Origin of the sequence: Limnohabitans sp. DCL3 (assembly GCF_048019295.1) — a bacterium.
Lineage (GTDB): Bacteria > Pseudomonadota > Gammaproteobacteria > Burkholderiales > Burkholderiaceae_C > Limnohabitans_A.
In genome coordinates this window covers 3,164,207-3,187,836 of the sequence record NZ_CP171842.1, presented here as the reverse complement: position 1 = coordinate 3,187,836, position 23,630 = coordinate 3,164,207, and the positions used below count along the sequence as shown (strand labels likewise).

Here is a 23,630-nt window from a genome sequence, read left to right as displayed (position 1 = left end):
ACAATGGTTCGATGTCGCCCTGTCGATTGAGCGCATGCGAGGATCAAGGAAACAACTCAATGGACAAATTGGATGCGTACGCACAACTGATAACCCACGCCCCAAACCGATTTGATGGCGGGCTCATCGCCAGCGGCCTGGACGCTTTTGAATTTCTTGCGCAAACGGGCAATCAACTCCTCCAGTGCATGCTTGCTCATCAAGGTGTCATCGTCCTCGTCGGCAAACAAGTCACACAACACGCCAGACTCCAGTGTGTTGTCTTTGGCCTGAACAAGGGCCAACAGAATGGTTTTCTCCTTGCTGGTCAAGCGCAGCTTTTGCACGAGTCCAGGACCCAACAAGGTGCGATCTCGCAAACTCAGCGACCACTCGTTCGCCGTTTGTGTTGGTTTCAGACGGCGGCCCAAACTGATCAACACCAAAACCAGCTCATCCGGCGATACCGGTTTGGTCAAATACAGGTCTGCGCCACCTTGCTTGTAACCCGCAATTCGGTCATTCAAAGCCACTCTGGCGGTCATGATCACGATGCCCGCATCGGGACGTGACTGGCGCACACGCCGGCACAAGCTCAGGCCATTTTCACCGGGCAGATTCAGGTCGATCAGGTAGAGGTCAAAGGCAATGCGGGCGTTCAGATCATCCAGGCCCGAGGCGCTGTTGGCCGCGTGTACATCAAAACCGTGCGCCCTCAAATGGATTTCGATTTCTTCTCGCAGCAAGCGGTCGTCTTCTACCAGGGCCAGGACCAAAGGCCAGGGCGCATCGCGGGGGTCACGGGGCAAGTCGTTCAACGGGGAAACCTCACTTCAAAAACCACATCCTGGTCTATTTTTTGGTAATGCACCCGAGCGCCCATTTTTTTCGCCGCGGAGTTCACCAGACTCAGGCCAATGCCCATACCCGGGCTGTTCTGGAAACTGGGATGGCGGTAGTAACGCTCAAACAAACGCGCCTCATCCGGGTGATTTTCAGCCGCCACGCGGTTGCTGATGCGAAAACACGTGGTGTTGTCGGCTTCTTCCTGGATGCGGATTCTGATGGGCCCCTCGGCGGCGTATTTCACCGCGTTGCTCACCAAGTTTTCAATGATCAAGGCCAAAAAATGGGGTGCCGCACGGAACGCGACATCGTCCTGAATGTCCAGATCAAAACGATCGGGCTCGCGGTATTCCTGCATCACCACGCTCATCAATTCGTGCGCCGAGACGGTTTCTTCCGCGCCATGCGCCTGCATGCGTTCAATTTTGTTGGACAAGGCCACATGTTCGATCATGGCGTCCATGCGCTCGACCGAGGCATGGATGTGCTGCACCCGTTCCGTAGATTCACCGTGGGCCTGCGCCATCCGTTTGAGCGATGCCATTGCAAATTTGATGGTGCTCAGCGGCGTCTTCAACTCGTGCGTCAGCATGTCAATCAACTCGCGGCGTTCTCTTAATCCTTCTTCGTGGACCTTGGACTCGGCCGCTTGAATCTGCAAGGCTTGAAGTTCCAGCAGTTCATTTTTGCTGCGGCTGATTTTTTGGCTGGCCACCAGCCAGAAAACAACGATGCCAATTGACACCCCGTTGAGTCGCAAGTCACCACTGGACTGCACCAGGTTGTATTGGTCGCGCCAGTCTTGAAGGCCCAGACTGTAGGGGAAACCCATCACAATGATGAGCAAAAAAGTCACCCATCCCGCCGTGAAAATCCAGCGCCCTGGCATGGGTTCACGAACGGTTCTCGCCCCCCAGATTTGAATGAAGGGGCTGAGAAAACCGACAACATAGTTTGACAAGCCCGCCTCGGTTTCAAGCCCAGACACAACGAGCAAAAGATTCAAACCACAGACCCCGAGCGCAGCGGCCACCCCTAAGTCATAGATCGGACTGGGTTTGTAAGCAGCAACCACCACCCACGCCAACAGCACCGTCATCGCCGTTCGCATCACCAGTGCAAAACCCGCCAAGGTGTTGGAATTGATCCCCCACATCAGCGACCATCCTTGGGGCAAAACGCCAGAAAAAGCGCAAATCGCCAGCACAACTGCCGTTTGGAAACCGCAAAAAACCAGCAACAGCTTTGAGCGTTCGAAGATGAAAAACAACACGGAAAGAATCAACAAGGCGATGGAAAGGTTCAGCGCGGTGTTGACGCTTTTGATGGCCGCGATCGATGACTGCTCTGCCTCATCCGCCGACATGACATCGGTGCGCACAATCCGAACGGCAGTCGTTTGCACCTTCAAATAGGCGAAGTTCGCGCCGGTATTTGACCCACTGAATTCAAAACAATGCTGCAGTTCAATGCAATACTTTTTCTTGGGCGTTTGTAACTCGCCGCCATGTTGCGAGGTCCATTGGTCGTCTTTTTTTTGGTAGAAAGTCAAGCTGTCCAGCGAATAAGGCCCAACTCTGAAAACCAGAGGAGTGGCCGACACAGCCGATGAAGGCGATGGGCGGGCTTGGAGTCGAATGCGTATCCATGTTTCACCCTCGATAAAGCCAAGGCGCAGTTGACCTTGATAGGGTTGGAAGGTCTGCGTCAGCGCGCTCTCAAGAGTATGTTGTTGCTGCTCATCGTGGAAATAAGCGGTTTCAAGTACATAGTGCTCCTGCCCGGCATGCAAGGACAGTTGTAAAAACAACAGCAGCAAAAGACAGCACAAGCGTTTCATAGATGCCACGGATCATAGAAGCTGGATACGACAAAAAGCAGATCTTTGCCAATTCAAGCGAAATTACGGCCCCAAACCGAGAGCAACTGTGAGCATTTGTCGCCAACACAGAGCAGGTCGGCTCGGAGCTGTGAGCATCTGTGGGTTTTCATGATTTTTGATGTGGGTTCACGCAGGTGTGGCTGTTAAATTTCGCCGCATCTTCTCCATCCATCATCTGGGACCTTCAGCATGACCTCACTGAAACAACTTGAGCAGCAAAAAGCAGAGCTCGATCTCAAAATCACCCAGTCCATGGAAATGTTGAAAAAAATGGACCTGGATTTGGAGCATGCGCGATTGCGTCAGAAGGCCATTGAGCAAGGGACAACAGAAATCATGGCGGTGATGGAAAAGTACAACTTGACCCAAGAAGATATTTTTCCGAGCAACACGCCCAGAATCGGAATGATCAAGCACAAGGAATCTCAAACCTTGGCCGAAATGCGTCAATACTTCAACCGCCGCTGAATCCGACAAGGTGCGGATTCAGCACAACAGCCGGGCCGTCCACCTGGCCCTGGCTCTGATCAGGTGAGAAAAGCAAAGGGCGCACACGGTTTCAAAAGGACTGACGTTTGGCCGCGCGAGTGTCGATGCGTGCGCACCCGTTCACACTTGGGCTTGGCATGGTGACCTCAGAACTGAAAAACCCATGGTTTTTTGGTATAGATTCGGTAGGTTCAAAAAAATCAATGCCATGACCGACATCTCTACCGACGCTTCTGCCCGCCCAGCCCTGCCCGACCGCCTCTCGATTGACGTTCGCAGCCCGCACCACGTGCGCGCCGTGTTCGAGCACGACATCGGCATTCGATTCAACGGCAAGGACCGCACTGACGTTGAGGAATACTGCATCAGCGAAGGCTGGGTGCGTGTGCCGGCTGGCAAAACGCTGGACCGCAAGGGTCAACCTTTGCTCATCAAGCTCAAGGGCAAGGTCGAAGCGTTTTACCGTTGAGTCTGCACATGCATGCCCCTGCCGGAAAACTCCCGCTCGAAGGCCTGCGCGTTGTCGAGTTCACCCACATGGTCATGGGGCCGACTTGCGGCATGGTGTTGGCCGACATGGGGGCCGAGGTCATCAAGGTCGAGCCCCTTGAGGGGGACCGCACCAGGCACTTGCTGGGTTCGGGTGCGGGTTTTTTCCCCATGTTCAACCGCAACAAAAAGAGCATCCAGATCAACCTGCAAAGCCCAGAGGGGGCCGAGGTCGCGCGCCGCCTGTGCGCCACCGCAGACGTGGTGGCCGAGAACTTCAAGCCCGGCACCATGGCCAAGTACGCTCTGGACTACGTCAGTCTGTCGACCCAGCATCCGAAGTTGATCTACGCCAGTCTCAAGGGTTTTCTGCCCGGCCCCTACGACCACCGCACGGCACTCGACGAAGTGGTGCAGATGATGGGCGGCCTGGCCTACATGACGGGTCGTCCCGGCGACCCGCTGCGCGCAGGCACCAGCGTGAACGACATCATGGGCGGCATGTTCGGCGCGATTGGGGTGTTGGGTGCATTGATCCAGCGCGGCATCACGGGGCGCGGGCAAGAGATCCAATCGGCTTTGTTCGAGAACAACGTGTTTTTGGTGGGCCAGCACATGCTGCAGTACGCCATCACCGGCAAAGCGGCCGAGCCCATGCCCAACCGCATCTCGGCTTGGGCGGTGTACGACGTGTTCACCGTCAAGAATGGCGAGCAAATTTTTTTGGCGGCCGTGAGCGATGCACAGTGGGCCACTTTTTGCGACGTGCTGGGTTTCGCCGATCTGAAAGCCGATGCGCGCTACAGCAGCAACAATGCGCGCGTCTCTTTGCGTGCCGAGTTGATGCCGGATCTGCGCCGCCGCTTAGCTGCATTCACGGCCGCCGAGCTGACCGCCATTTTTGAAAAAGCCGGTCTGCCCTTTGCGCCCATCGTCAAACCCGAAGAGCTGTTTGACGACCCGCACCTGCAAGCGACCGGTGGTTTGGCCGATGTTCGCCTGTCCGATGGCCCCAAAGCGGGGCAGACCGCACCCGCTGCCCTGTTGCCCTTCACCATGGGTGGACATCGATTGGGTGTGCGCCACCAGCCGCCCAAGCAAGGCGAGAACACCGACGCGCTGCTGCAAGCCCTGGGCCTGAGTGCGGCAGAGATTGCCCACTTGCGCAGCATCCAAGCGGTCGCTTGAAAGGCTGGGCCTCTGCGATCAGGGTTTCAGTGCTTGACACACCGAGCGCCAGCGACGACGATCCCACCCCATGTCCATCCAGGTCTTGATTTTCGGCATCCACCTCGCGCGCAGCACGCGGGGCAAGCCTTGCGCGCCGCCGCAGGCTTGAAGCTTTTCTTGTAGGTCGGAGCTTCAGCTCCGACACGTGGGGCCTCAACCGCCACCACGTCGGACCCGAAGGTCCAACCTACAAAACGCCTTTTTGTTTGACCGATTTCAATTCGGGTCGCGCTCATCCTGCAGCGCGGTCCCGTTCACTGCTGGAGATTCACATGACCGATTTGTTTGACAACCCCATGGGCCTGTGCGGCTTCGAGTTCGTTGAGTTCGCATCCCCCACTCCCAACACCCTGGAGCCGCTGTTCGAGCAGATGGGTTTCTCGCTGGTGGCCAAACACCGATCCAAAGACGTGGTGTTGTACCGCCAGGGCGACATCAACTTCATCGTCAATCGCGAGCCCAAAAGCCTGGCGGGTTACTTTGCCGCCGAGCACGGCCCTTGCGCTTGTGCGCTGGCGTTTCGCGTCAAAGACTCGCACCTGGCGTATGCGCGAGCCCTCGAACTGGGCGCACAACCGGTCGATGTGCCCACCGGCCCCATGGAGCTGCGCCTGCCCGCCATCAAAGGCATTGGCGGCGCGCCTTTGTATTTGATCGACCGTTTTGAAGACGGCAAAAGCATCTACGACATCGATTTTGAATTCATCGATGGCGTTGACCGCCACCCGCCGGGCCATGGTCTCAAGCGCATCGACCACATGACGCACAACGTCTACAAAGGGCGCATGGCCTACTGGCGTGGTTTTTACGAAAAGCTGTTCAACTTTCAGGAGATTCGCTACTTCGACATCAAGGGCGAGTACACGGGTCTGACCAGCCAGGCCATGATGGCGCCCGACGGCATGATCCGCATCCCGCTCAACGAAGAGTCGGGCAAGACCGGTGGCCAGATCGAAGAGTTCTTGATGCAATTCAACGGCGAAGGCATCCAGCACATCGCGCTCTTGACCGACGACATTTTGAAAAGCGTCGATGCCTTGCAGATGGCCGGCATCCCCCTCATGACCGCGCCCAATGACATCTATTACGAGATGCTCGAAGAACGCCTGCCGGGCCATGGCGAACCGGTGGCCCAGCTGCAAGCACGCGGCATTTTGATGGACGGCTCCACCGCCCATGGCGAAAAGCGTTTGCTTTTGCAAATCTTCAGCCAAACGCTGCTCGGCCCCGTGTTCTTTGAATTCATCCAGCGCAAAGCCGACGAAGGCTTTGGCGAAGGCAACTTCAAGGCCCTGTTTGAAAGCCTGGAGCGTGACCAGATTCGGCGTGGGGCGATTCAGGTGGAGGCCTGATCAGTCGGCCCCGTTGCACACCCGCAGCACCTGCGGGCCATAGGCTTCGAGCTTTTTGACGCCCAGCCCGCTGATGCCTTGCAGCTGCGCCAGGCTTTGGGGTGCGGCCTCGGCAATCGCGGCCAAGGTCGCGTCGTGGAAGATCACATACGCGGGCAGGTTGTGTTCTTTGGCCACTTCGGCGCGCCAGGCCTTGAGGTTGATGTAGCGCACCATCGCGTCTTGCCCCAGGTTAGCGGCTGCGGGTGATGGGGCGCTGCGGCTGCGTGTGCGTTTGTCGGCACGTTGGCTGGTGCTCTCGCGCAGTTGCACCGGCACCTCGCCTTTGAGCACGGCGCGCGAGGCTTCGGTCAGGTGCAGGGTGCTGAAACCGTCTTCCGTGTGCACATGCAGCGCGCCAATGGCGATCAACTGCCGCATCACGGCGCGCAGTTGCTGCTCGCTGTACTCGGCCCCCACACCAAAGGTGCTGATGCTCTCGTGGCCGCGTTGCACCACTTTTTCGGTTTTCTTGCCGCGCACGATGTCCATGGTGTGCGCCGCGCCAAAGCTGTGGCCGCTGGCTTGGTGACAGCGGTACACGGTGGACAGCAGTTTGCGCGCCGCATCGGTGCCGTCCCACACTTCGGGCGGATTCAGGCAGTTGTCGCAGTTGCCACAAAAGGGCATGTAAACGCCTGGTTCCGTGTCTGATGGCCCTGAATAGGTTTCGTCAAAATATTTCAGCAACCGAACACGGCGGCAGTCCGTGGCCTCGGCCAGCGCCAACAGCGCATCGAGCTTGCCGCGCATGACCTGCTTGAATTCTTCACCCGCCGGGCTTTCGTCGATCATGCGGCGCTGGTTCACCACGTCTTGCAGGCCATAGGCCATCCACGCATCTGACGCCAGGCCATCGCGCCCTGCGCGGCCTGTTTCTTGGTAATAGCCTTCGATGTTTTTGGGCATGTCCAGGTGCGCCACAAAGCGCACATCGGGCTTGTCAATGCCCATGCCAAAGGCCACGGTGGCCACCATCACCACACCGTCCTCGCGCAAAAATTCGTTTTGGTGACGCTGGCGCACGGCCGCATCCAAGCCTGCGTGGTAGGGCAGCGCATGAATGCCCGCCTCGCACAACATGGCCGCGATCTCTTCGACCCGCTTGCGCGATTGGCAGTACACCACGCCCGCTTCTTCAGGATGCTCCCGCTCAATGAAGCGCAGCAGCTGGGTGCTGGCCTCTTTTTTCTCGACGATGGTGTAGCGGATGTTGGGCCGGTCAAAGCTGCTGATGAACAACTTGGCGCCGTCCAGTTGCAGCCGCTCGACGATGTCGGCGCGGGTCAGGGCGTCGGCCGTGGCCGTGAGGGCCACACGGGGTACGCTCGGGTAGCGCTCGTGCAGCACCGTCAGGCCCCGGTATTCGGGCCGGAAGTCGTGGCCCCACTGGCTCACGCAATGCGCTTCGTCGATGGCAAACAGGCTGAGCAGCCCGCGCTCGAGCAGTGAATCCATTTGCGCCAAAAACCGATGGTGGGTCACGCGCTCAGGCGCGGCATACAGCAGGGTGATCTCGCCGCGCAGCAGGCGGCGCTCGATGTCAGACGCTTCTTCGCTCGTCAAGGTGGAGTTGAGGAAGGCGGCGCTCACGCCCGCTTCGTGCAGCGCGCCCACCTGGTCGTGCATCAGCGCGATCAGCGGCGAGACGACGACGGTGATGCCATGGCCCGCGCGTTGGCGCGCAATGGCCGGAATTTGATAGCAAAGCGATTTGCCCCCGCCCGTGGGCATGAGCACCAGCGCATCGCCCCCGGCGGCCACATGGTCAATGATGGCTTGCTGCGGTCCGCGAAAGGCGTCGTAGCCAAAAACTTCGCGCAGGATGGGGAGGTGGGGGGACACTGGGTTTGGATGGTTTTTTGAAGTGGTGATTGTCCGCTATTGGGCGGCTGGGTTTTTGGTGTGGCGTTTGAGTTTTTGCGGGTGTTGAGTGGGTGGGTGGGGGCGGGCACAGGGTTCCTCATGAGGCGGGGGTACGCCAAAATCTTCACCCCGTGCCTGCCCTCACCCACCCACACAAAACCATGGGCTGCGCGGCCAAAAACACCAAGGCCAACATGTATCCCCAGTGAGGACAACTGTCATTACCAGCAAGGCTGACGATCACCACCAGCGTTTGGAAGGGGGCGGCGGCGGGCGACGATTTTGGCGTACCCCCGCCTCATGAGGAGCCCGCCGTTGCCCCCTTCCAAACGCGCCCCGCAGGGCCCCTCCCTGCGACGACAACTGCTTGGACAGCGTTACCATCCCACCCCATGCACACCTCCGCCCTTGTTCTGTTTTCTGGTGGTCAAGACTCCACCACCTGCCTGGCCCACGCTTTGAGCCGTTATGAACGTGTCGAAACCTTGGCCTTTGACTACGGCCAACGCCACAAAGTCGAGCTGGATGCCCGCTTGAACGTGTTGGCGGCGATCAAAGCCCGCTTTCCGGCCTGGGCCCCCAAAATGGGCGAGGACCATTTGCTGGACGCGGGCATCCTCGGCCAAATCAGCGAAACGTCCTTGACCCGCGACACCGCCATCGAGATGGAAAGCTCGGGCCTGCCCAACACCTTTGTCCCGGGGCGCAATCTGCTGTTCCTCACGTTGGCCGCCGCTTTGGCTTATCGCCGGGGTTTGCAGGTCATCGTCACCGGCGTGTGCGAGACCGATTTTTCGGGCTACCCCGATTGCCGCGACGACACCATGAAAGCCATGCAAGTGGCTCTGTCGCTGGGCATGGACCGCAAACTGTTGATCGAAACGCCCCTGATGTGGATGGACAAGGCCCAGACCTGGCAGCTGGCCCATGATCTGGGCCAAAAGGCCGACCCGACGCAAGGCGGTCAGGCCTTGGTCGATTTGATCGTGGAACACACCCACACCTGCTATCTGGGTGACCGCACCCAGCGCCACGACTGGGGTTACGGCTGTGGCCAGTGCCCGGCGTGCCAGCTCAGGGCTTCGGGGTTTGGGCGCTTTCAAAAAGCCTGAACAAGGCCTGAAGTTTGGACTTTTACAATAGGGGCTATGAAAGCCCCTTTTTACACCCGCGCCCAAGCGCTGCCCGAGATCCTGAACACCCGCATCGCCATCCTGGACGGGGCCATGGGCACCATGATCCAGCGCTTCAAATTGTCCGAGGCCGACTACCGGGGTGAGCGCTTCAAGGGCTTTCCCAAAGACGTCAAGGGCAACAACGAGCTGCTCAGCCTGACGCGCCCCGAAGTCATCCGCGACATCCACGAAGGCTATTTGGCCGCAGGCGCCGACCTGATCGAGACCAACACCTTCGGCGCGACCACGGTGGCCCAGGCCGACTACGACATGCAGGACCTGGCCCGCGAGATGAACTTGCAGTCCGCCAAGATCGCGCGCGCTGCCTGCGACAAGTTCTCCACGCCCGACAAGCCGCGCTTTGTGGTCGGCGCTTTGGGCCCGACGCCCAAGACCGCCAGCATCAGCCCCGACGTGAACGATGCCGGTGCCCGCAACGTGACGTTTGAAGAACTGCGTGCGGCCTATTACGAGCAGGTTGAAGCGCTGGTCGAAGGCGGCTCGGATGTGTTGCTGGTCGAGACGATTTTTGACACGCTCAACGCCAAGGCCGCGCTGTTCGCCATCGAAGAGTTCTTTGAAGCCAGTGGCGAGCGTCTGCCCCTCATCATCAGCGGCACCGTGACGGACGCTTCGGGCCGCATCTTGAGTGGCCAGACCGTCACCGCCTTTTGGCACAGCGTGCGCCACGCGCAACCCCTGGCCATTGGCCTGAATTGCGCTTTGGGGGCCACACTGATGCGCCCCTACATTCAAGAGCTGAACAAGGTCGCGGGCGACACCTTCATCAGCTGCTACCCCAATGCCGGCCTGCCCAATCCCATGAGTGACACGGGCTTTGACGAAACGCCCGAAGTGACCAGCCGCCTGATCCACGAATTTGCGGCCGAAGGCCTGGTCAACATCGTGGGGGGGTGCTGCGGCACCACGCCAGACCACATCGGCGCGATCAGCCGTGCTGTGGGGCCGCTGGCGCCGCGCAACGTGCATGGCGGCTTCTTTTACAAAGAAGCGGCCTGATCAGGCTTCCAGCAGCATCCGCTTGAGCTCTGCCAGCTCTTGTGGGATGAGGCCAATTGCGCCCTGCAGATAGTTCTGCATGCCGCCGTGTTGGGTGTCCACCGCGTCAAATGCCGCGTTCAAAAACTCGGGTTGCACTTGCCACAACACCTTCATCACATGCGGGTGACCCTGGCCTTCCAGCCGGGCATCGCGTTTGTAGAGTTGGTTGGTGAGCAGGTAATCGTGTTCGATGGTGGCACGGTCGACACCCAATGCTGAGAGCAGCAGCGCTGCTGCAAACCCGGTGCGGTCTTTGCCTGCGGTGCAGTGAAACACCTGCGGCGTGGGTTGTTCCAGCAAATGCTTCATGAACCGGCTGTACGTGTCCGCATTGCGGTTCACAAAATCGCGGTAGGTCTCGCACATCAGCGCCACGGTTTCTTCAGTGGTGGGCACCACGCCCTGCGCTACCAGGGCTTGCATGCGAGCGATCACCGTGGGCTCAATCGTCAGGGCCACGCGCTCGACGCCTGCAATGGCGTAAGGCGTGGCGGTGTATTCGGCCACGCCCCGAAAATCCAGGCTGTGCCTTACACCCAGTTCCTGCAAACGCGCCACATCCGCAGCGGTCAGCCCGGCCAGATGGTCCGAGCGAAACACCTGGCCACGCCGCACGCGTTGTCCGTCAGCGGTCAGGTAACCACCGACGTCGCGGAAGTTGGAGGCACCTTGGAGGGTGGCGAGTGAATTGGGTATAGGGGTCATGTACGTTTTAAGAGGGATGGTCTCATTGTGCGGTTTACAAACCGGCCAACCTGTCATCTTGGTGCAAAGAAGGGGTCAATCTTCCCTTTCAGGCCTCCGGTTAAAATCCCTAGCTTCCCAAGGAGCGTTGCAGCCCGCCGCCTTTCAGGCGCCGCAGGTCAGGCTTGGGGCCTTCAATTCCTGATTGTTTTGCACAACGACGCTCACCTGTAGCCCCAAGGTGAGCCTGTGTCTGTTGTCGCGTCCAAATCCGTTTCTGTGCCCCCCATGAAGTTGTCCGGTCTGGAGCCTGTCTCGATCGGCGTTACCTATTCAGAGGGGGACAGAGCTGAAGGTCTGTCCCCCAGTGCTACTTTCGTCAACGTGGGTGAGCGCACCAACGTGACCGGCTCCAAGGCCTTTGCCCGCATGATCCTGAACGGCGAGTACGAGCAGGCGTTGGCCGTGGCGCGTCAGCAGGTTGAAAACGGTGCGCAGATCATTGACGTGAACATGGACGAAGCCATGCTCGACAGCCAAGCGGCCATGGTGCGGTTTTTGAACCTGATGGCCGGTGAGCCGGACATCGCCCGCGTGCCGGTGATGGTGGATTCGAGCAAATGGACCGTGATCGAAGCCGGTCTGCGCTGCATCCAGGGCAAGGGCATCGTCAACTCGATCAGCATGAAAGAAGGCTTGGACGAGTTCAAACGCCAGGCCAAGCTGGTCAAGCGCTATGGGGCTGCCGCTGTGGTCATGGCCTTCGATGAAAAAGGCCAGGCCGACACCTACGAACGCAAGATCGAAATTTGCGAACGCGCTTACCGCGTGCTGGTGGACGAGGTGGGTTTTGCCCCTGAAGACATCATTTTTGACCCCAACATTTTTGCCATCGCCACCGGCATCGAAGAGCACAACAACTACGCGGTGGACTTCATCAACGCCACGCGCTGGATCAAGCAGAACCTGCCGGGCGCCAAGGTGTCGGGCGGTGTGTCCAACGTGAGCTTTTCCTTCCGCGGCAACGACCCGGTGCGTGAAGCCATCCACACCGTGTTCCTGTACCACGCGATCCAAGCCGGCATGGACATGGGCATCGTCAACGCGGGCATGGTCGGTGTGTACGACGACTTGGAGCCCACGCTGCGCGAACGGGTCGAAGACGTGGTGCTGAACCGCCGCCCTGATGCGGGCGAGCGTTTGGTCGAAGTGGCCGACAGCGCCAAGGGCGCCGCCAAAGACGAAAGCACCAAGTTGGCTTGGCGCGGCACGGTTGACGCGCCTGTGAACGTGGCGCAACGCTTGAGTCATTCGCTGGTGCACGGCATCACCGACTTCATCAGTGACGACACAGAAGAGGCTTACCGCGAGATTTTGGCCAAAGGCGGACGCCCCTTGCATGTGATCGAAGGCCCACTCATGGACGGCATGAACGTGGTGGGCGATTTGTTCGGCCAGGGCAAGATGTTTTTGCCGCAGGTGGTGAAAAGCGCCCGCGTGATGAAGCAGGCCGTGGCGCATTTGCTGCCCTACATCGAGGCCGAAAAACTCGCCCAAGAAGCGGCGGGCGAAGACGTGAAAGCCAAGGGCAAGATCGTGATCGCGACCGTCAAGGGCGATGTGCACGACATCGGCAAAAACATCGTCACCGTGGTCTTGCAGTGCAACAACTTTGAAGTGGTCAACATGGGCGTGATGGTGCCCTGCCACGAAATCTTGGCCAAGGCCAAAGAAGAAAACGCCGACATCATTGGCTTGTCGGGCCTGATCACGCCCAGCTTGGAAGAGATGCAGTACGTGGCCAGTGAGATGGAAAAAGACCCGTACTTCCGTGAGCGTCAGATGCCCTTGTTGATTGGCGGCGCCACCTGCAGCCGCGTGCACACCGCCGTGAAGATCGCGCCCAACTATTCAGGCCCCGTGGTCTATGTGCCCGATGCGTCGCGCAGCGTGGGTGTGGCGCAGGGCTTGCTGTCCGAGCAAGCGGCCAAGTTCATCGCCGACCTGAACACCGACTACGACAAGGTGCGCGAGCAGCACGCCAACAAAAAACAAACCCCCATGTGGACGCTGGCGCAAGCCCGCGCCAACAAGACGCCCATCGACTGGTCACAAGGCGTGCCCGCTGCGCCCAAGTTCATTGGCCGCCGTGTGTTCAAAAACTACGACCTGGCCGAGATCGCGCAGTACATCGACTGGGGCCCTTTTTTCCAGACTTGGGACTTGGCCGGGCCTTTCCCTGCGATCCTCGACGACGAGATCGTGGGCGAGCAGGCCCGCAAGGTCTATGCAGACGGCCAAGCCATGCTGCAAAAAATCATCGACGGCCGCTGGGTCACGGCCAACGCGGTGCTGGGCCTGTACCCCGCCAACAGTGTGAACGACGACGACATCGCGCTGTACACCGACGCATCACGCCAGCAAGTCGCCATGACCTGGCGCGGCCTGCGCCAGCAGACCGAGAAACACATGATTGATGGTGTCATGCGCCCCAGCCGCTGCTTGGCCGACTTCGTCGCGCCCACAGGCCAAGACCATGTGGGCGTATTTGCCGTCACCGCAGGCATTGGCGTCGACAAGCGCGCCGCCGCCTTTGAAGCCGCGCACGACGACTACAGCGCCATCCTGCTCAAGTCCCTGGCCGACCGCCTGGCCGAAGCATTGGCCGAGTGCCTGCACCAAAAAGTGCGCACCGACCTGTGGGGCTATGCCGCGGGCGAGGCGCTGAGCAACGAAGCGCTGATCGCCGAAAAGTACCAGGGCATCCGCCCCGCACCCGGCTACCCCGCCTGCCCCGACCACAGCGCCAAAAAAGCGATGTTTGACTTGTTGCAATGTCAAGACATTGGCATGGGCCTGACCGAGAGCCTGGCCATGACACCCGCGGCCAGCGTGAGCGGTTTCTACATCGCGCACCCCGAGGCGCAATACTTCAACGTGGGCAAGGTGGGTGACGACCAAGTGCAGGACTTGGCCCAACGCGGTGGCGTTGAGGTGAAAGACCTGCAGCGCCTGCTGGCCCCGAACCTTTGATGGGCCAGAGGTCGTCAAGCCAACAGGCATGGGTGCGGTTTGTATGGGGATACTTTGTGGGTAACGCCACACGAGTGAGCCCGCTGTTGCGCTTGCTTTGGCGATGGCAGGGCGTGAATGCCATCTTTAAAAACACCTCTTTGTGCCTCATGTACGATCAACAACATGATCGGGGTGGATCGAAAAATGGGCGCCAGGGTGTTGACGGTCTGGTCTGTTGACCACACCTCACATTGAAAAGCGGCGTTGGGTTTTATCAAGGAAAAAATGGAAAAAATTCTCTCCAGCATGGGTTCATTGCTCTATGGCATGCGTTTCACCATGTTGTTTTTTTACGTGGGTTTGGTCGGTATTATTTTTGGTATTTTGGGCAAATTTCTGCTTGAAACCTACAAGCTCATGAACACCTTGCTGTTTGAAGATCTGCAGAAGATCGATCTCATCATCAAGGTGCTGGAGTTGGTGGACATGACCATGGTGGCGCAGCTCGTTTGGGTGGTGGCATTGGCCGGCGTTTCCCTTTTTGTCACAACCGGGCACTTCGACAAATCGGACATGAAAAAACCCGATTGGTTGGACCATGTCAACACTTACAACCTGAAGCTCAAACTGGCATTTGCCATCATCTCGATCTCGGGGGTTCATGCCTTGAAAACCTATTTGAGCGGCGATTTGAGCTTGGAGAACATCCAAGTTGTCAGCTTGGTGGCGGTTATTCACTTCACCTTTGTGTTGTCCGCCATCGGCATCTCTTTTGCAGAACGGCTGACGCGTGAAAAGCCCCATTAGGTTTTGAAAAACGAGGGCTGCTCCTCGAGTCAAAACCGGGTGAGGTTGGGCGCAGTCTTCACGTCTTGAAGGAGAGTCGGCATGATGCGGCTGACTGAATTGATATTCCATTTGCAGCAGAAAGTGTCCCCATGAACAGATTGGCTACCCGTATCAGCGCTTGGCTGAGCACTACTTTGGTCGTTTTGGTCTTGACCGGCTGTGGTTACAACGACTTTCAGCGCCTGGACGAACAGACCACATCCGCCTGGTCCGAGGTGCTCAACCAGTACCAGCGCCGAGCCGATCTGGTGCCTAACATCGTGGCCACCGTCAAGGGTGAGGCCAATTTTGAGCAGGAAACCTTGACCCAAGTGATTCAAGCGCGGGCCAAGGCCACGAGTTTCCAGATCACGCCCGAGGTGCTGACCAACCCGCAGGCCTTGCAGCAGTTTCAGGTCATGCAGGGCCAGCTGTCCAGCGCCTTGTCGCGCTTGATGGTGGTGTCCGAGCAATACCCCAACCTCAAGGCCAACCAGGGCTTTGCCGATTTGCGCGTGCAACTCGAAGGCACCGAAAACCGCATCACCGTGGCGCGCAACCGTTACATCGCTGCCGTGCAGGAATACAACGTGCTGGCGCGCAGTTTCCCCAGCAACCTGACCGCCAAAGTCTTTGGCTATGCGCCTAAGGCCAACTTCACAGTGGCCAATGAAGCCGCCATCAGTGCGCCGCCCAAGGTGGACTTCGGCAAGTGAATCACACCCATATGCCTAGGCTTTGGCCCATTGGCCAGTGCGGCGGGAACAGCTTGGCCAAGGGCTTGACCCGGCTTGTGTTGAGCGTCATGGCCTGGGTTGTGTTGACCCTGTCGCCTGCTTGGGCGCAGGCACTCGTGCCCGTGCCACCCCTCACCGCCCGCGTGATGGACCAGACCGGCACATTGGCCGCCGCCGATGTGGTGGCGCTGGAGCAGCAACTCGCGCGCTTTGAGCAGCAGCGCGGCACCCAGATCGTGGTGCTGGTCTTGCCCACTACCGCGCCCGAGGACATCGCCGACTTCACCCAGCGTTTGGGCGATGCTTGGAAGATCGGTCGCCGCGAGGTGGGCGATGGATTGCTGCTGGTGGTGGCCCTGAACGACCGCCGTTTGCGCATCGCTCCGGCCAAGTCGCTGGAAGGGGCGGTGCCCGATTTGGCGGCCCAACGCATCATCGACCAGGTCATCACGCCCGCATTTCGCCAAGGCGACGTGGCAGGAGGCCTGCGTGCCGGACTCAGCCATTTGCAAGCCCGCATCGAGGGCGAGGCTTTGCCGCTGCCCAAAGCAGGTGCACAGGGGAGCAAACCCATTGGGGCTGCCGAGGTCGATTGGTTGAATTTGGCGGTTATGTTGCTCGTGGCTTTGCCTGCCGTGGCGGGCGTGTTGCGTCGGGTGCTGGGGCAGCGCTTGGGCGCGTTGGGGACCGGGGGGCTGGTCGGCGTTTTGGTTTGGAGCATGAGCGGTTTGTTTTGGCTGGCGGGCATCGCCGCCATGTTGGGCCTGATGTCCGCGCTTTTCGTGCAGGCCCTGCCCAGTGCTGCGGTGCGGCGCAGCCAGGGTCGTGGGCGCGGCGGTGACTTTCCTGGCTGGGGTGGCGGCGGACGCGGTCACGCCGGTGGTTGGGGTGGATCCGGTGGCGGTGGGTTTTCTTCGGGCGGTGGCGGTAATTTTGGGGGCGGCGGCGCTTCCGGGAGGTGGTGACATGCGCGAATCGCTGATGGCCCAGGGAAAACGTTGGTGGCGACACCGCTGGATGCACGAGCATGCCGCCGAGCGGGCGGTGCCCCCGGCCATGGCCGAACAGTTGCAGGCCCGAGTGAACGCCAGCGAAGCGCGGCACAGCGGCGAAATTGTTCTGTGCGTTGAAGCGGCCTTGCCCAACAGCTACTTGTGGCGGGCGGGGCGCGAAACGCCTTTGCCTGAAGTCATACGAGGGCGCGCACTGTCTTGGTTTGGCAAGTTGCGCGTGTGGGACACCGAGCACAACAATGGCGTGCTCATCTATTTGATGCTGGCCGAGCGCCGCGTTGAAATCGTGGCCGACCGGGGCATCAGCCGCCATGTGCCGGGTGCGCACTGGCAAGCCGTGGTGCAGCATTTGGGTGAGCACCTGCAAACCGGTGACTTCGACAGCGGTCTCACCCAGGCGCTGCAGGAGGTCTCGGCGCTGCTGGTTCAACATTTCCCGCTCTCACCTGGTCAGGCCAATCCAAACGAACTCTCCAACCGGGTGGTGTGGGCCTGAGCCCGGGCTGGACCAGAACAAAGACCATCGACACCCCATGATGGGGTGGCAAGACAAAAGAATCAACATGCACAACTTCTGGACAGCTTGTGGTCACCAACATCTGATGCGTAACGAGCGCGGCTGGATGAGTTCCACGCCCGACTATTGGCGGCTGTGGCTGCAGCGCCCCGAGTTGGCGCTGGTGCCCGAATCGTGCAAAGCTGAAAAACGTTTGCACCAAGCCTTGCGCGATGCGCCCTTGATGCCTGTGGCACCCGCGCAACTCCAAGCCTTCAAGGACGAGGATGCGCGTGAGAACTACCGACTGTTCTTGCGTTTTCGTGACGAGGTGGAGGCTGCGGGCTCGCTGGAATCGGCCTACTTGGCCTGGCAGCAAAGCGGCAACATCCAACTGCCCCCGCTCTTCATCGACTTGGTGGTGCAGGCCATCGTGTGCAACGTGCTCGCCGATGAGCAGGACGCCTGGGTTTGGCGAGCCGCTGAGCTCCTGTTTCGCCGTCAGCGCATCACCATCGAAGGCGGCCGTGTGCTGTCGGGCGACAGCGACACCTTGGACAGCCTGAAATCCACAGGCGGTCTGGGTGAGATGGGCCGCCTCTTGATGGAGGGCGGCGCCACGCTCAAGGCGGTCGATGTGAAGGTGCTGCACCCGGACAACGCCGAGCGCTATTTCGCGCAACGCGAGGGGCTGGGTCGTTATGCGTTCTTGCTCGACATGACACACGAGCTGAAGAATGAATTGCCACACGGTTTGATTTTGAGCATGGTCAATGCCCGCTCAGGCCTCAAGGCCTTGTCGGTGGTGCTGGCCCGCTGGGTGCAACACTTTTTAGGTGTGTCGGTCAGCATCGAGCCGGTGCAAAAGGTGGACGACCCCGCTTGGCGCTGGCATGTGGGCTTGGACGTCACGGCCACCGCTTTGCTCAATGACCTGTACCAAGGCATGGAACTGGACGCCAAGCGCCAGCAGCAACTCATCAGCTTGTTCAAATTGCGTTTTGACAACCCCCTCGACATGCGTGCCGATGTGCAGGGCAAACCGGTCTATCTGGGTTTGGCCATGAACGAGCAGGGCTTGCTCAAGCTCAAGCCACAAAATCTGCTGCTCAATTTGCCCTTAACCCTCGCTGCCTGAGCTTGTTGTGCCCAGGTGTTTCTGTCTTTAACCTACACAGCGCATGATGAAAACTGCCCTTCGCCTTTCGTTTATCACCCTCACCCTGACCCTCTTGGCCCAAGCGGCCATGGCGCAAAACACGGTGACCGCCGCCGCCGCCAAAGAAGCAGGCGCTGTGGTGACCCCCAGCGGACTGGTCTACAAAAGCCTGAAAGACGGCAGCGGTGCCAGTCCCACGGCCAGCGACAAAGTGACGGTGCACTACAAAGGCACCTTCCTGGATGGGCGCGAATTTGACAGTTCTTACAAACGCGGCCAACCCATCGACTTCCCCCTCAACCGCGTCATCGCGTGTTGGACCGAAGGTGTGCAGCGCATGAAAGTGGGTGGCAAAGCCAAGTTGACCTGCCCGCCTGAAATCGCTTACGGTGCGCGAGGTGCGGGCAGCGCGGTGCCGCCCAACGCCACGCTGTTGTTTGAAGTGGAGTTGCTGGGCATTCAAGGCAAGTGATGCCTTGAGCGACATTCAAGGGACTACCAAGCCAAGATCGACATGACACACCAGACCTCTTCCTCCACCCCAACCCCCCAGCGGCGTTGGAATCGACGGCACACCTTGCTTGCTTTGGGTGCGGTTTCTGTATTACCCGCCAGCGTGGCTGTGCACCCGGCAGCGGCGCAAGTTGCAAGCGCCGCCTGGTCCGACATTGAACGCGCCGCGCGTGGCCAGACGGTGTACTTCAACGCCTGGGCCGGCAGCGAACGCATCAACGCCTACTTGCAATGGGCAGCGGCTGAGTTGCAGCGCGACTTTGGCGTCAAGCTTCAGCACGTCAAAATCAGCGATGCGGCCGATGTGGTCAAACGCATCCGCGCCGAAAAGCAAACGGGCCGCAAAGAGACCGAGGGCACGGTGGACCTGGTCTGGATCAACGGCGAAAACTTCGCCGCCATGAAGCAGGGTGGTTTGTTGTCTGCGCCTTTTGCGCCCACCTTGCCCAATTTTCAGTGGGTGGACACCGTGGGCAAGCCCACCACACTGGTCGATTTTTCGGTGCCCACCGACGGGCTGGAATCCCCTTGGGGCATGGCCCAGCTCACGTTTTTTGCAGATGCCCAGCGTCTGCCCAAACCACCGCAAAACATGGCCGAGTTGCTGGCCCTGGCCCGCAGGCAACCCGGGCGCATCACCTACCCGCGCCCGCCCGAATTTCACGGCACCACCTTCGTCAAGCAGGCCTTGATCGAACACGCGCCGGACGCGAGGGCGTTGGCCCAGCCCGTGACGCCTGCGGTTTTGGCGGCGCAGGCCGCGCCGCTGTGGCGCTTTTTGGATGCGCTGCACCCGCACTTGTGGCGCGGCGGCAAACAGTTTCCGCAAAACTCGGCCGCCGTGCGTCAGATGATGGCCGATGGTGAGTTGGTGATGGCCTTGACGTTCAACCCCAACGAAGCGGCCAACGAGATCGCCGCCAAACGACTGCCCGCCACGGTGCAGAGCTGGCAGTTCGACAAGGGCACGGTGGGCAACACCCACTTTGTGGCCATTCCGTACAACGCGCCCAGCAAAGCGGGCGCACAGCTGGTCGCCAACTTTTTGCTGTCACCCGCTGCGCAAGCACGCAAGGCCGACATCGAGGTCTGGGGCGACCCGACGGTGCTGGATGTGGCCCGCTTGCCTGCGGCTGAGCGTGCGCGTTTTCAATCGGCATCCCGACCCGGGCAAGTGGCCGTGACCGCACCTGTGCTGCCCGAGCCGCATGCGTCCTGGGTGGATGCGCTCGAAAAAGAGTGGACCCGCCGTTACGGCGTGTGAGCTTCTTGCCCGCTTTTTTGCTGGCCTTGATCGCGGCCGTGCCCATGGGCTGGGCGCTTTGGGCGGCCGTTTCGCAAGCGCTGGAGGTCAGCGCTTGGCAGGCCTTGTGGGCCGATCCGCTGACGCTGCGCGCTTGGGGCATGACGCTGTGGACCGGGCTGGCCTCGACGGTGCTGGTGTGGTGGACTGTGGCGCGTTTGTTGGCCCATGGTTTCATTCGGCAGCAATTGGCCCGCTGGCTCACCCATGTGCCCGCTTTGCTGGCCACGCCGCACGCGGCCATGGCCATTGGCTTGGTGCTGTGGCTCTCGCCCAGCGGCTGGGCGTTGCGCTTGGTCTCGCCGGGCCTGTCGGGGTTTGACGCACCGCCGCCTTGGTTGACCACACAAGACCCGTGGGGCTTGGGCTTGATTTTGGCGCTGTGGCTCAAAGAAGTGCCGTTCTTGCTCTGGGTGGCGGCCACGCAACTGCAACGCGAAGACCTGCGCCGACGGTGGCAAGCTGAATTTGCGCTGGCCCAAACTTGGGGCCACACGCCCGCCACCGCCTTTGCCCAAGTGGTTTGGCCGCAGCTGGCCCCTTGCTTGCGCTGGCCGCTGCTGGCGGTGTTGGCCTATGGCCTCACGGTGGTGGACATGGCGCTCATCATTGGCCCTGCGACGCCACCCACTTTGGCGGTGCTGGCCTGGCAATGGCTGGGGGATGCCGATGCGGCCATGCAGGCGCAAGGCGCGGCAGCGGCAGGTTGTCTCACGGTCAGTGTGGCGATGTTGGCGGGGGTGACCGTCACGGTGCTGCGCGCATGGGCGCGTTTGCGCAGATCCGCAAGCAGCCCCCTGTTGTTGCAAGGTGAGTCACCCTGGGTGGGCTGGGCCATTGGGGGGGCTTATCTGGCTGTTTGGTGGGCCTTGGCGGTGGGCAGTGTGTCGGGCGTCTGGCGTTTTCCGCAGCTTTGGCCATCGCTGTGGACGGGGGATGCCTGGGCGCAAGTGATCGCCAGTGCCCCCACGGTGTGGACCACCTTGGGTTTGGCGGCGGCCTCGGCCAGTGTGTGTCTGGTTTGGTCGGTGGCCTGGTTGGAGCTGACACCCCGCCGCTGGCAACAGGCTTTGCGCCCATGGTGGTTGCTGCCGCTGGTGTTGCCCTCGGTGCTGTGGGTGGTGGGCCTTTACAGCGTGGCGCTGCAGTGGCGGCTGGAGGGGCAGTGGCTGGGCCTGCTTTGGGCGCACGCGGTCATGGTGCTGCCCTATGTGCTGCTGGCCTTGGAGCCCGCCTATTTGGCGGTCGATCCGCGCCAATCGGCCGTGGTGGCCAGCTTGGGTCAGGGCCGATGGACGGATTTGCTGCGCATCAAATGGCCGCTGCTCCAACGCGCCATCGCCTCGGCCTGGGCGGTGGGTTTTGCGGTCAGTGTGGCGCAGTATTTGCCCACCTTGTATGTGGGGGCGGGGCGCTTTGCCACGGTCACCACCGAGGCCGTGACGCTGGCGTCTGGTGCGCAGCGCTCGCTCATGAGCGCTTATGCCGCTTTGCAGATGCTCTTGCCCGTGTTGGCCTTTGCTTTGGCCGCTTACATGGGCAGGCCACGCCAATTTGAGAAGATCGGGCCGATGAAAGACAACACATGAACGCGGGACTTCAGATCGACATCGAACGCTTGGGCACGGCGGCGCAGACCTTGGTGCAAGACCTGCACCTGAAAGTGCCCGCAGGCGAGATCCTCACGCTCATGGGGCCGAGTGGTTGCGGCAAAAGCTCGGTGCTGGCGGCCACTGCGGGCACGCTGGCCAGCGTGTCCGAAGGTTTGCAGCCTTTGCAGTTGGACGGCCGCGTTCAGCTGAACGGCCGTGACCTCACCGCCTTGCCCACACACCTGCGCGGTGTCGGCTTGGTGTTTCAGGATGCTTTGCTGTTTGCCCACATGACGGTGGCGGAAAACTTGCTGTTTGCGGTGCCCCGCGCCTTGCCGCTTGCTCAGCGCCAGGCGCATGTGCAGCAAGCGCTGCAAGAAGCCGAGCTGAGCGGCATGGGTGAGCGTGATCCTTCTACCCTGTCGGGCGGTCAACGCGCCCGCGTCGCGCTCATGCGGGCGCTGCTGGCCGAGCCGCAAGCGCTGCTGCTGGACGAGCCGTTTTCCAAACTCGACGCCGCTTTGCGCGCCCAGCTGCGGCCTTGGGTGTTTGCGCATGTGCGCGAGCGGCGCATCCCGGTGGTGCTGGTCACCCACGACGAACAAGACGTGGCTGACCCGCAGCGCGTGGTGCACTTGCGCGCCACCGAAGAAAGCAGCAACCATGTTTGACCGCCACGCCCAAACCCTCTTGCGCCCCGTGCTCAACGCCGCTGCACGCCGCTTGGTGCGCGCAGGCATCCGCGCTGACGCGCTGACCTGGCTGGGCTTTGCCATCGGCATGGCCGCCGCCGTGGCCATTGCACTGCAAGCGTGGTGGTGGGGCTTGGCGCTGCTCTTGGCCTCGCGCTTGCTCGACGGCCTGGACGGCAGCGTGGCCCGCCTGACCCAGCCCACCGACGCGGGCGGCTTTTTGGACATCGCGCTCGACTTCGTGTTCTACGCCGCCATCCCCCTGGCCTTTGCGGTGGCCAACCCCAGCGCCAACGCGCTGCCCGCCGCAGCCCTGCTGGCCAGCTTCATCGGCACCGGCAGCAGCTTTTTGGCATTCGCCGCACTGGCCGAAAAACGCGGCCTGACGGACACCGCCTTGCCGGGCAAAAGCTTTTACTTTTTAGGGGGCCTCACCGAAGCCACCGAGACCATCACCGTCTTCGCCGCCATGTGCGTGTGGCCTCAACACTTTGCGGTGTTGGCTTATGGGTTTGCGGGGTTGTGTGTGGTGACGACGGGGATGCGGGTTTGGTGGGGGTATCGGCGGTTGGGGTGAGGTTAAGCCGCCATTTGATCAGCTTGGATGGGGCCAATAAGCAAGGACATTAACTTAGAGTTCAGCGGTGCACGGCACCTGCGCGCGTCCGTTGGAGAGGCAAGTTAGAAGTGGTCGCCTCAAGACGCTCGGCCAGCCAAATCTTGATAACAGACTGCCGTGTAACTCCCAGTTTGCTGGCTTCACGATCCAGCGAGTCAATCATCCATGTTGGGAAATCAACATTCACCCGCTTCTGATCCTGCAGCACGCGCCTGGCTTTGGACAAGTCCAAAGAAGCCGTGATGTCGGCGCCATCATCAAACTGTTGCTCGAACTTTTTAGCTTTCATACAGTGCCACCTCTTCTGTGCGTGCGCGACGCACGGATATCAATCGGATATTGGCTCCCCGGTAGGTGATGACTGCCGACCAATGCTTTCCATCCATGACACCAATCACCAGATAACGTGGTTCGTCATCTGTTTTTGCCGGAATTTCCAACAGCATCGGGTCATTCCACATCACCTGAGCTTGGACGAAATCAATGCCATGCTTGGTGCGATTGGAATCACTCTTTGCGGCGTCAAACTCAAAAGACATCATGGTATAGAAAATATACCTTAATTGTCAC

Annotated in this window: 23 protein-coding genes and 1 riboswitch; of the genes, 17 read left to right on the top strand and 6 right to left on the bottom strand. The window is 60.3% G+C overall.

Translation table 11 applies throughout. The features are described 5' to 3' along the window. Window positions 1-56: 56 nt before the first annotated feature. The gene (locus tag ACHEXK_RS14660) at window positions 57-797 is read right to left on the bottom strand and encodes a response regulator transcription factor (protein ID WP_416547022.1); all 741 of its coding nucleotides are present in this window, start codon (window positions 795-797) and stop codon (window positions 57-59) included. After that, entirely contained in the window at window positions 794-2,665 is a 1,872-nt protein-coding gene (locus ACHEXK_RS14655; RefSeq protein ID WP_416547021.1) for an ATP-binding protein, read from the bottom strand. Before ACHEXK_RS14655 ends, ACHEXK_RS14660 begins: the two co-directional genes overlap by 4 nt. 231 nt (window positions 2,666-2,896) lie before the next feature. On the opposite strand from ACHEXK_RS14655, the gene ACHEXK_RS14650 reads away from it, so the two are divergent. From ACHEXK_RS14650 to hppD, 4 genes are all read left to right on the top strand, one after another. Further along, a complete protein-coding gene (locus ACHEXK_RS14650; RefSeq protein WP_416547020.1) occupies window positions 2,897-3,175 on the top strand; it encodes a hypothetical protein in 279 nt (92 codons plus the stop codon). 229 nt (window positions 3,176-3,404) lie between these two features. Then, on the top strand, window positions 3,405-3,665 hold the full coding sequence (locus ACHEXK_RS14645) for a DUF3297 family protein (protein WP_416547019.1): 261 nt from the start codon (window positions 3,405-3,407) through the stop codon (window positions 3,663-3,665). Window positions 3,666-3,673: 8 nt separating this feature from the next. After that, complete coding sequence (locus ACHEXK_RS14640; protein ID WP_416547018.1) at window positions 3,674-4,873, top strand: CaiB/BaiF CoA transferase family protein; 1,200 nt, start codon at window positions 3,674-3,676, stop codon at window positions 4,871-4,873. 314 nt (window positions 4,874-5,187) lie between these two features. Continuing rightward, window positions 5,188-6,267 (top strand): 4-hydroxyphenylpyruvate dioxygenase, encoded by a 1,080-nt coding sequence (hppD, locus tag ACHEXK_RS14635; protein ID WP_416547017.1) that lies wholly within the window; start codon window positions 5,188-5,190, stop codon window positions 6,265-6,267. Here the strand turns inward: hppD and recQ are convergent, their stop codons facing one another. Further along, on the bottom strand, window positions 6,268-8,151 hold the full coding sequence (gene recQ / locus ACHEXK_RS14630; protein ID WP_416547016.1) for a DNA helicase RecQ: 1,884 nt from the start codon (window positions 8,149-8,151) through the stop codon (window positions 6,268-6,270). 413 nt (window positions 8,152-8,564) lie between these two features. Between recQ and queC the strand changes: the two genes are divergently transcribed. After that, window positions 8,565-9,284, top strand: coding sequence for a 7-cyano-7-deazaguanine synthase QueC (gene queC, locus ACHEXK_RS14625; protein ID WP_416547015.1), 720 nt, complete (start codon window positions 8,565-8,567; stop codon window positions 9,282-9,284). Between the two features lie 36 nt (window positions 9,285-9,320). Next, the gene (locus ACHEXK_RS14620; RefSeq protein WP_416547014.1) at window positions 9,321-10,367 is read left to right on the top strand and encodes a homocysteine S-methyltransferase family protein; all 1,047 of its coding nucleotides are present in this window, start codon (window positions 9,321-9,323) and stop codon (window positions 10,365-10,367) included. Here ACHEXK_RS14620 and ACHEXK_RS14615 read toward each other — a convergent pair whose 3' ends face one another. Continuing rightward, the gene (locus ACHEXK_RS14615; RefSeq protein ID WP_416547013.1) at window positions 10,368-11,114 is read right to left on the bottom strand and encodes a tyrosine-protein phosphatase; all 747 of its coding nucleotides are present in this window, start codon (window positions 11,112-11,114) and stop codon (window positions 10,368-10,370) included. 113 nt (window positions 11,115-11,227) lie between these two features. Further along, window positions 11,228-11,326: riboswitch (S-adenosyl-L-homocysteine riboswitch) on the top strand. Between the two features lie 55 nt (window positions 11,327-11,381). Between ACHEXK_RS14615 and metH the strand changes: the two genes are divergently transcribed. The 11 genes from metH (at window position 11,382) to ACHEXK_RS14560 (ending at window position 23,018) form a co-directional block, all read left to right on the top strand. After that, window positions 11,382-14,126, top strand: coding sequence for a methionine synthase (metH, locus tag ACHEXK_RS14610; RefSeq protein WP_416547012.1), 2,745 nt, complete (start codon window positions 11,382-11,384; stop codon window positions 14,124-14,126). Between the two features lie 267 nt (window positions 14,127-14,393). Then, complete coding sequence (locus ACHEXK_RS14605) at window positions 14,394-14,915, top strand: YqhA family protein (protein WP_416547011.1); 522 nt, start codon at window positions 14,394-14,396, stop codon at window positions 14,913-14,915. A 131-nt stretch (window positions 14,916-15,046) separates the two neighbouring features. Next, entirely contained in the window at window positions 15,047-15,652 is a 606-nt protein-coding gene (locus ACHEXK_RS14600; protein ID WP_416547010.1) for a LemA family protein, read from the top strand. Window positions 15,653-15,741: 89 nt separating this feature from the next. Beyond that, window positions 15,742-16,638 (top strand): TPM domain-containing protein, encoded by an 897-nt coding sequence (locus ACHEXK_RS14595; RefSeq protein ID WP_416547009.1) that lies wholly within the window; start codon window positions 15,742-15,744, stop codon window positions 16,636-16,638. A 1-nt stretch (window position 16,639) separates the two neighbouring features. Continuing rightward, window positions 16,640-17,182, top strand: a complete 543-nt coding sequence (locus ACHEXK_RS14590) for a TPM domain-containing protein (protein ID WP_416547008.1) — start codon at window positions 16,640-16,642, stop codon at window positions 17,180-17,182. Between the two features lie 67 nt (window positions 17,183-17,249). Beyond that, window positions 17,250-18,320: a DUF6352 family protein gene (locus ACHEXK_RS14585; RefSeq protein WP_416547007.1), complete on the top strand. Its 1,071-nt coding sequence runs from the start codon at window positions 17,250-17,252 to the stop codon at window positions 18,318-18,320. A 43-nt stretch (window positions 18,321-18,363) separates the two neighbouring features. Continuing rightward, window positions 18,364-18,813 carry an FKBP-type peptidyl-prolyl cis-trans isomerase gene (locus ACHEXK_RS14580; RefSeq protein WP_416547006.1) on the top strand — a complete coding sequence of 150 codons (450 nt, stop codon included), beginning with the start codon at window positions 18,364-18,366 and terminating at the stop codon, window positions 18,811-18,813. 42 nt (window positions 18,814-18,855) lie between these two features. After that, window positions 18,856-20,118 (top strand): ABC transporter substrate-binding protein, encoded by a 1,263-nt coding sequence (locus tag ACHEXK_RS14575; RefSeq protein WP_416547005.1) that lies wholly within the window; start codon window positions 18,856-18,858, stop codon window positions 20,116-20,118. After that, a complete protein-coding gene (locus tag ACHEXK_RS14570) occupies window positions 20,115-21,746 on the top strand; it encodes an ABC transporter permease (protein WP_416547004.1) in 1,632 nt (543 codons plus the stop codon). The genes ACHEXK_RS14575 and ACHEXK_RS14570 overlap by 4 nt, the downstream gene beginning before the upstream one ends. Then, on the top strand, window positions 21,743-22,420 hold the full coding sequence (locus tag ACHEXK_RS14565; protein ID WP_416547003.1) for an ATP-binding cassette domain-containing protein: 678 nt from the start codon (window positions 21,743-21,745) through the stop codon (window positions 22,418-22,420). The genes ACHEXK_RS14570 and ACHEXK_RS14565 overlap by 4 nt, the downstream gene beginning before the upstream one ends. Beyond that, on the top strand, window positions 22,413-23,018 hold the full coding sequence (locus ACHEXK_RS14560) for a CDP-alcohol phosphatidyltransferase family protein (RefSeq protein WP_416547002.1): 606 nt from the start codon (window positions 22,413-22,415) through the stop codon (window positions 23,016-23,018). Before ACHEXK_RS14565 ends, ACHEXK_RS14560 begins: the two co-directional genes overlap by 8 nt. Before the next feature lie 61 nt (window positions 23,019-23,079). On the opposite strand, the gene brnA is transcribed toward ACHEXK_RS14560, so the two are convergent. Together brnA and ACHEXK_RS14550 are read right to left on the bottom strand one after the other, a co-directional pair. Continuing rightward, window positions 23,080-23,349, bottom strand: a complete 270-nt coding sequence (gene brnA / locus ACHEXK_RS14555; protein WP_416547001.1) for a type II toxin-antitoxin system BrnA family antitoxin — start codon at window positions 23,347-23,349, stop codon at window positions 23,080-23,082. Beyond that, window positions 23,339-23,602: a BrnT family toxin gene (locus ACHEXK_RS14550; RefSeq protein WP_416547000.1), complete on the bottom strand. Its 264-nt coding sequence runs from the start codon at window positions 23,600-23,602 to the stop codon at window positions 23,339-23,341. The genes brnA and ACHEXK_RS14550 overlap by 11 nt, the downstream gene beginning before the upstream one ends. Window positions 23,603-23,630 lie beyond the last annotated feature (28 nt).

What these genes read in the sequence shown, in the direction of transcription:
- ACHEXK_RS14655 (WP_416547021.1), bottom strand. Translation starts at nt 2,665, where the DNA reads ATGAAACGCTTGTGCTGTCTTTTGCTGCTGTTGTTTTTACAACTGTCC.
- ACHEXK_RS14650 (WP_416547020.1), top strand. Translation starts at nt 2,897, where the DNA reads ATGACCTCACTGAAACAACTTGAGCAGCAAAAAGCAGAGCTCGATCTC.
- ACHEXK_RS14645 (WP_416547019.1), top strand. Translation starts at nt 3,405, where the DNA reads ATGACCGACATCTCTACCGACGCTTCTGCCCGCCCAGCCCTGCCCGAC.
- ACHEXK_RS14640 (WP_416547018.1), top strand. Translation starts at nt 3,674, where the DNA reads ATGCATGCCCCTGCCGGAAAACTCCCGCTCGAAGGCCTGCGCGTTGTC.
- hppD (WP_416547017.1), top strand. Translation starts at nt 5,188, where the DNA reads ATGACCGATTTGTTTGACAACCCCATGGGCCTGTGCGGCTTCGAGTTC.
- queC (WP_416547015.1), top strand. Translation starts at nt 8,565, where the DNA reads ATGCACACCTCCGCCCTTGTTCTGTTTTCTGGTGGTCAAGACTCCACC.
- ACHEXK_RS14620 (WP_416547014.1), top strand. Translation starts at nt 9,321, where the DNA reads ATGAAAGCCCCTTTTTACACCCGCGCCCAAGCGCTGCCCGAGATCCTG.
- ACHEXK_RS14615 (WP_416547013.1), bottom strand. Translation starts at nt 11,114, where the DNA reads ATGACCCCTATACCCAATTCACTCGCCACCCTCCAAGGTGCCTCCAAC.
- metH (WP_416547012.1), top strand. Translation starts at nt 11,382, where the DNA reads ATGAAGTTGTCCGGTCTGGAGCCTGTCTCGATCGGCGTTACCTATTCA.
- ACHEXK_RS14605 (WP_416547011.1), top strand. Translation starts at nt 14,394, where the DNA reads ATGGAAAAAATTCTCTCCAGCATGGGTTCATTGCTCTATGGCATGCGT.
- ACHEXK_RS14600 (WP_416547010.1), top strand. Translation starts at nt 15,047, where the DNA reads ATGAACAGATTGGCTACCCGTATCAGCGCTTGGCTGAGCACTACTTTG.
- ACHEXK_RS14595 (WP_416547009.1), top strand. Translation starts at nt 15,742, where the DNA reads ATGGCCTGGGTTGTGTTGACCCTGTCGCCTGCTTGGGCGCAGGCACTC.
- ACHEXK_RS14590 (WP_416547008.1), top strand. Translation starts at nt 16,640, where the DNA reads ATGCGCGAATCGCTGATGGCCCAGGGAAAACGTTGGTGGCGACACCGC.
- ACHEXK_RS14585 (WP_416547007.1), top strand. Translation starts at nt 17,250, where the DNA reads ATGCACAACTTCTGGACAGCTTGTGGTCACCAACATCTGATGCGTAAC.
- ACHEXK_RS14580 (WP_416547006.1), top strand. Translation starts at nt 18,364, where the DNA reads ATGATGAAAACTGCCCTTCGCCTTTCGTTTATCACCCTCACCCTGACC.
- ACHEXK_RS14575 (WP_416547005.1), top strand. Translation starts at nt 18,856, where the DNA reads ATGACACACCAGACCTCTTCCTCCACCCCAACCCCCCAGCGGCGTTGG.
- ACHEXK_RS14565 (WP_416547003.1), top strand. Translation starts at nt 21,743, where the DNA reads ATGAACGCGGGACTTCAGATCGACATCGAACGCTTGGGCACGGCGGCG.
- ACHEXK_RS14560 (WP_416547002.1), top strand. Translation starts at nt 22,413, where the DNA reads ATGTTTGACCGCCACGCCCAAACCCTCTTGCGCCCCGTGCTCAACGCC.
- brnA (WP_416547001.1), bottom strand. Translation starts at nt 23,349, where the DNA reads ATGAAAGCTAAAAAGTTCGAGCAACAGTTTGATGATGGCGCCGACATC.
- ACHEXK_RS14550 (WP_416547000.1), bottom strand. Translation starts at nt 23,602, where the DNA reads ATGATGTCTTTTGAGTTTGACGCCGCAAAGAGTGATTCCAATCGCACC.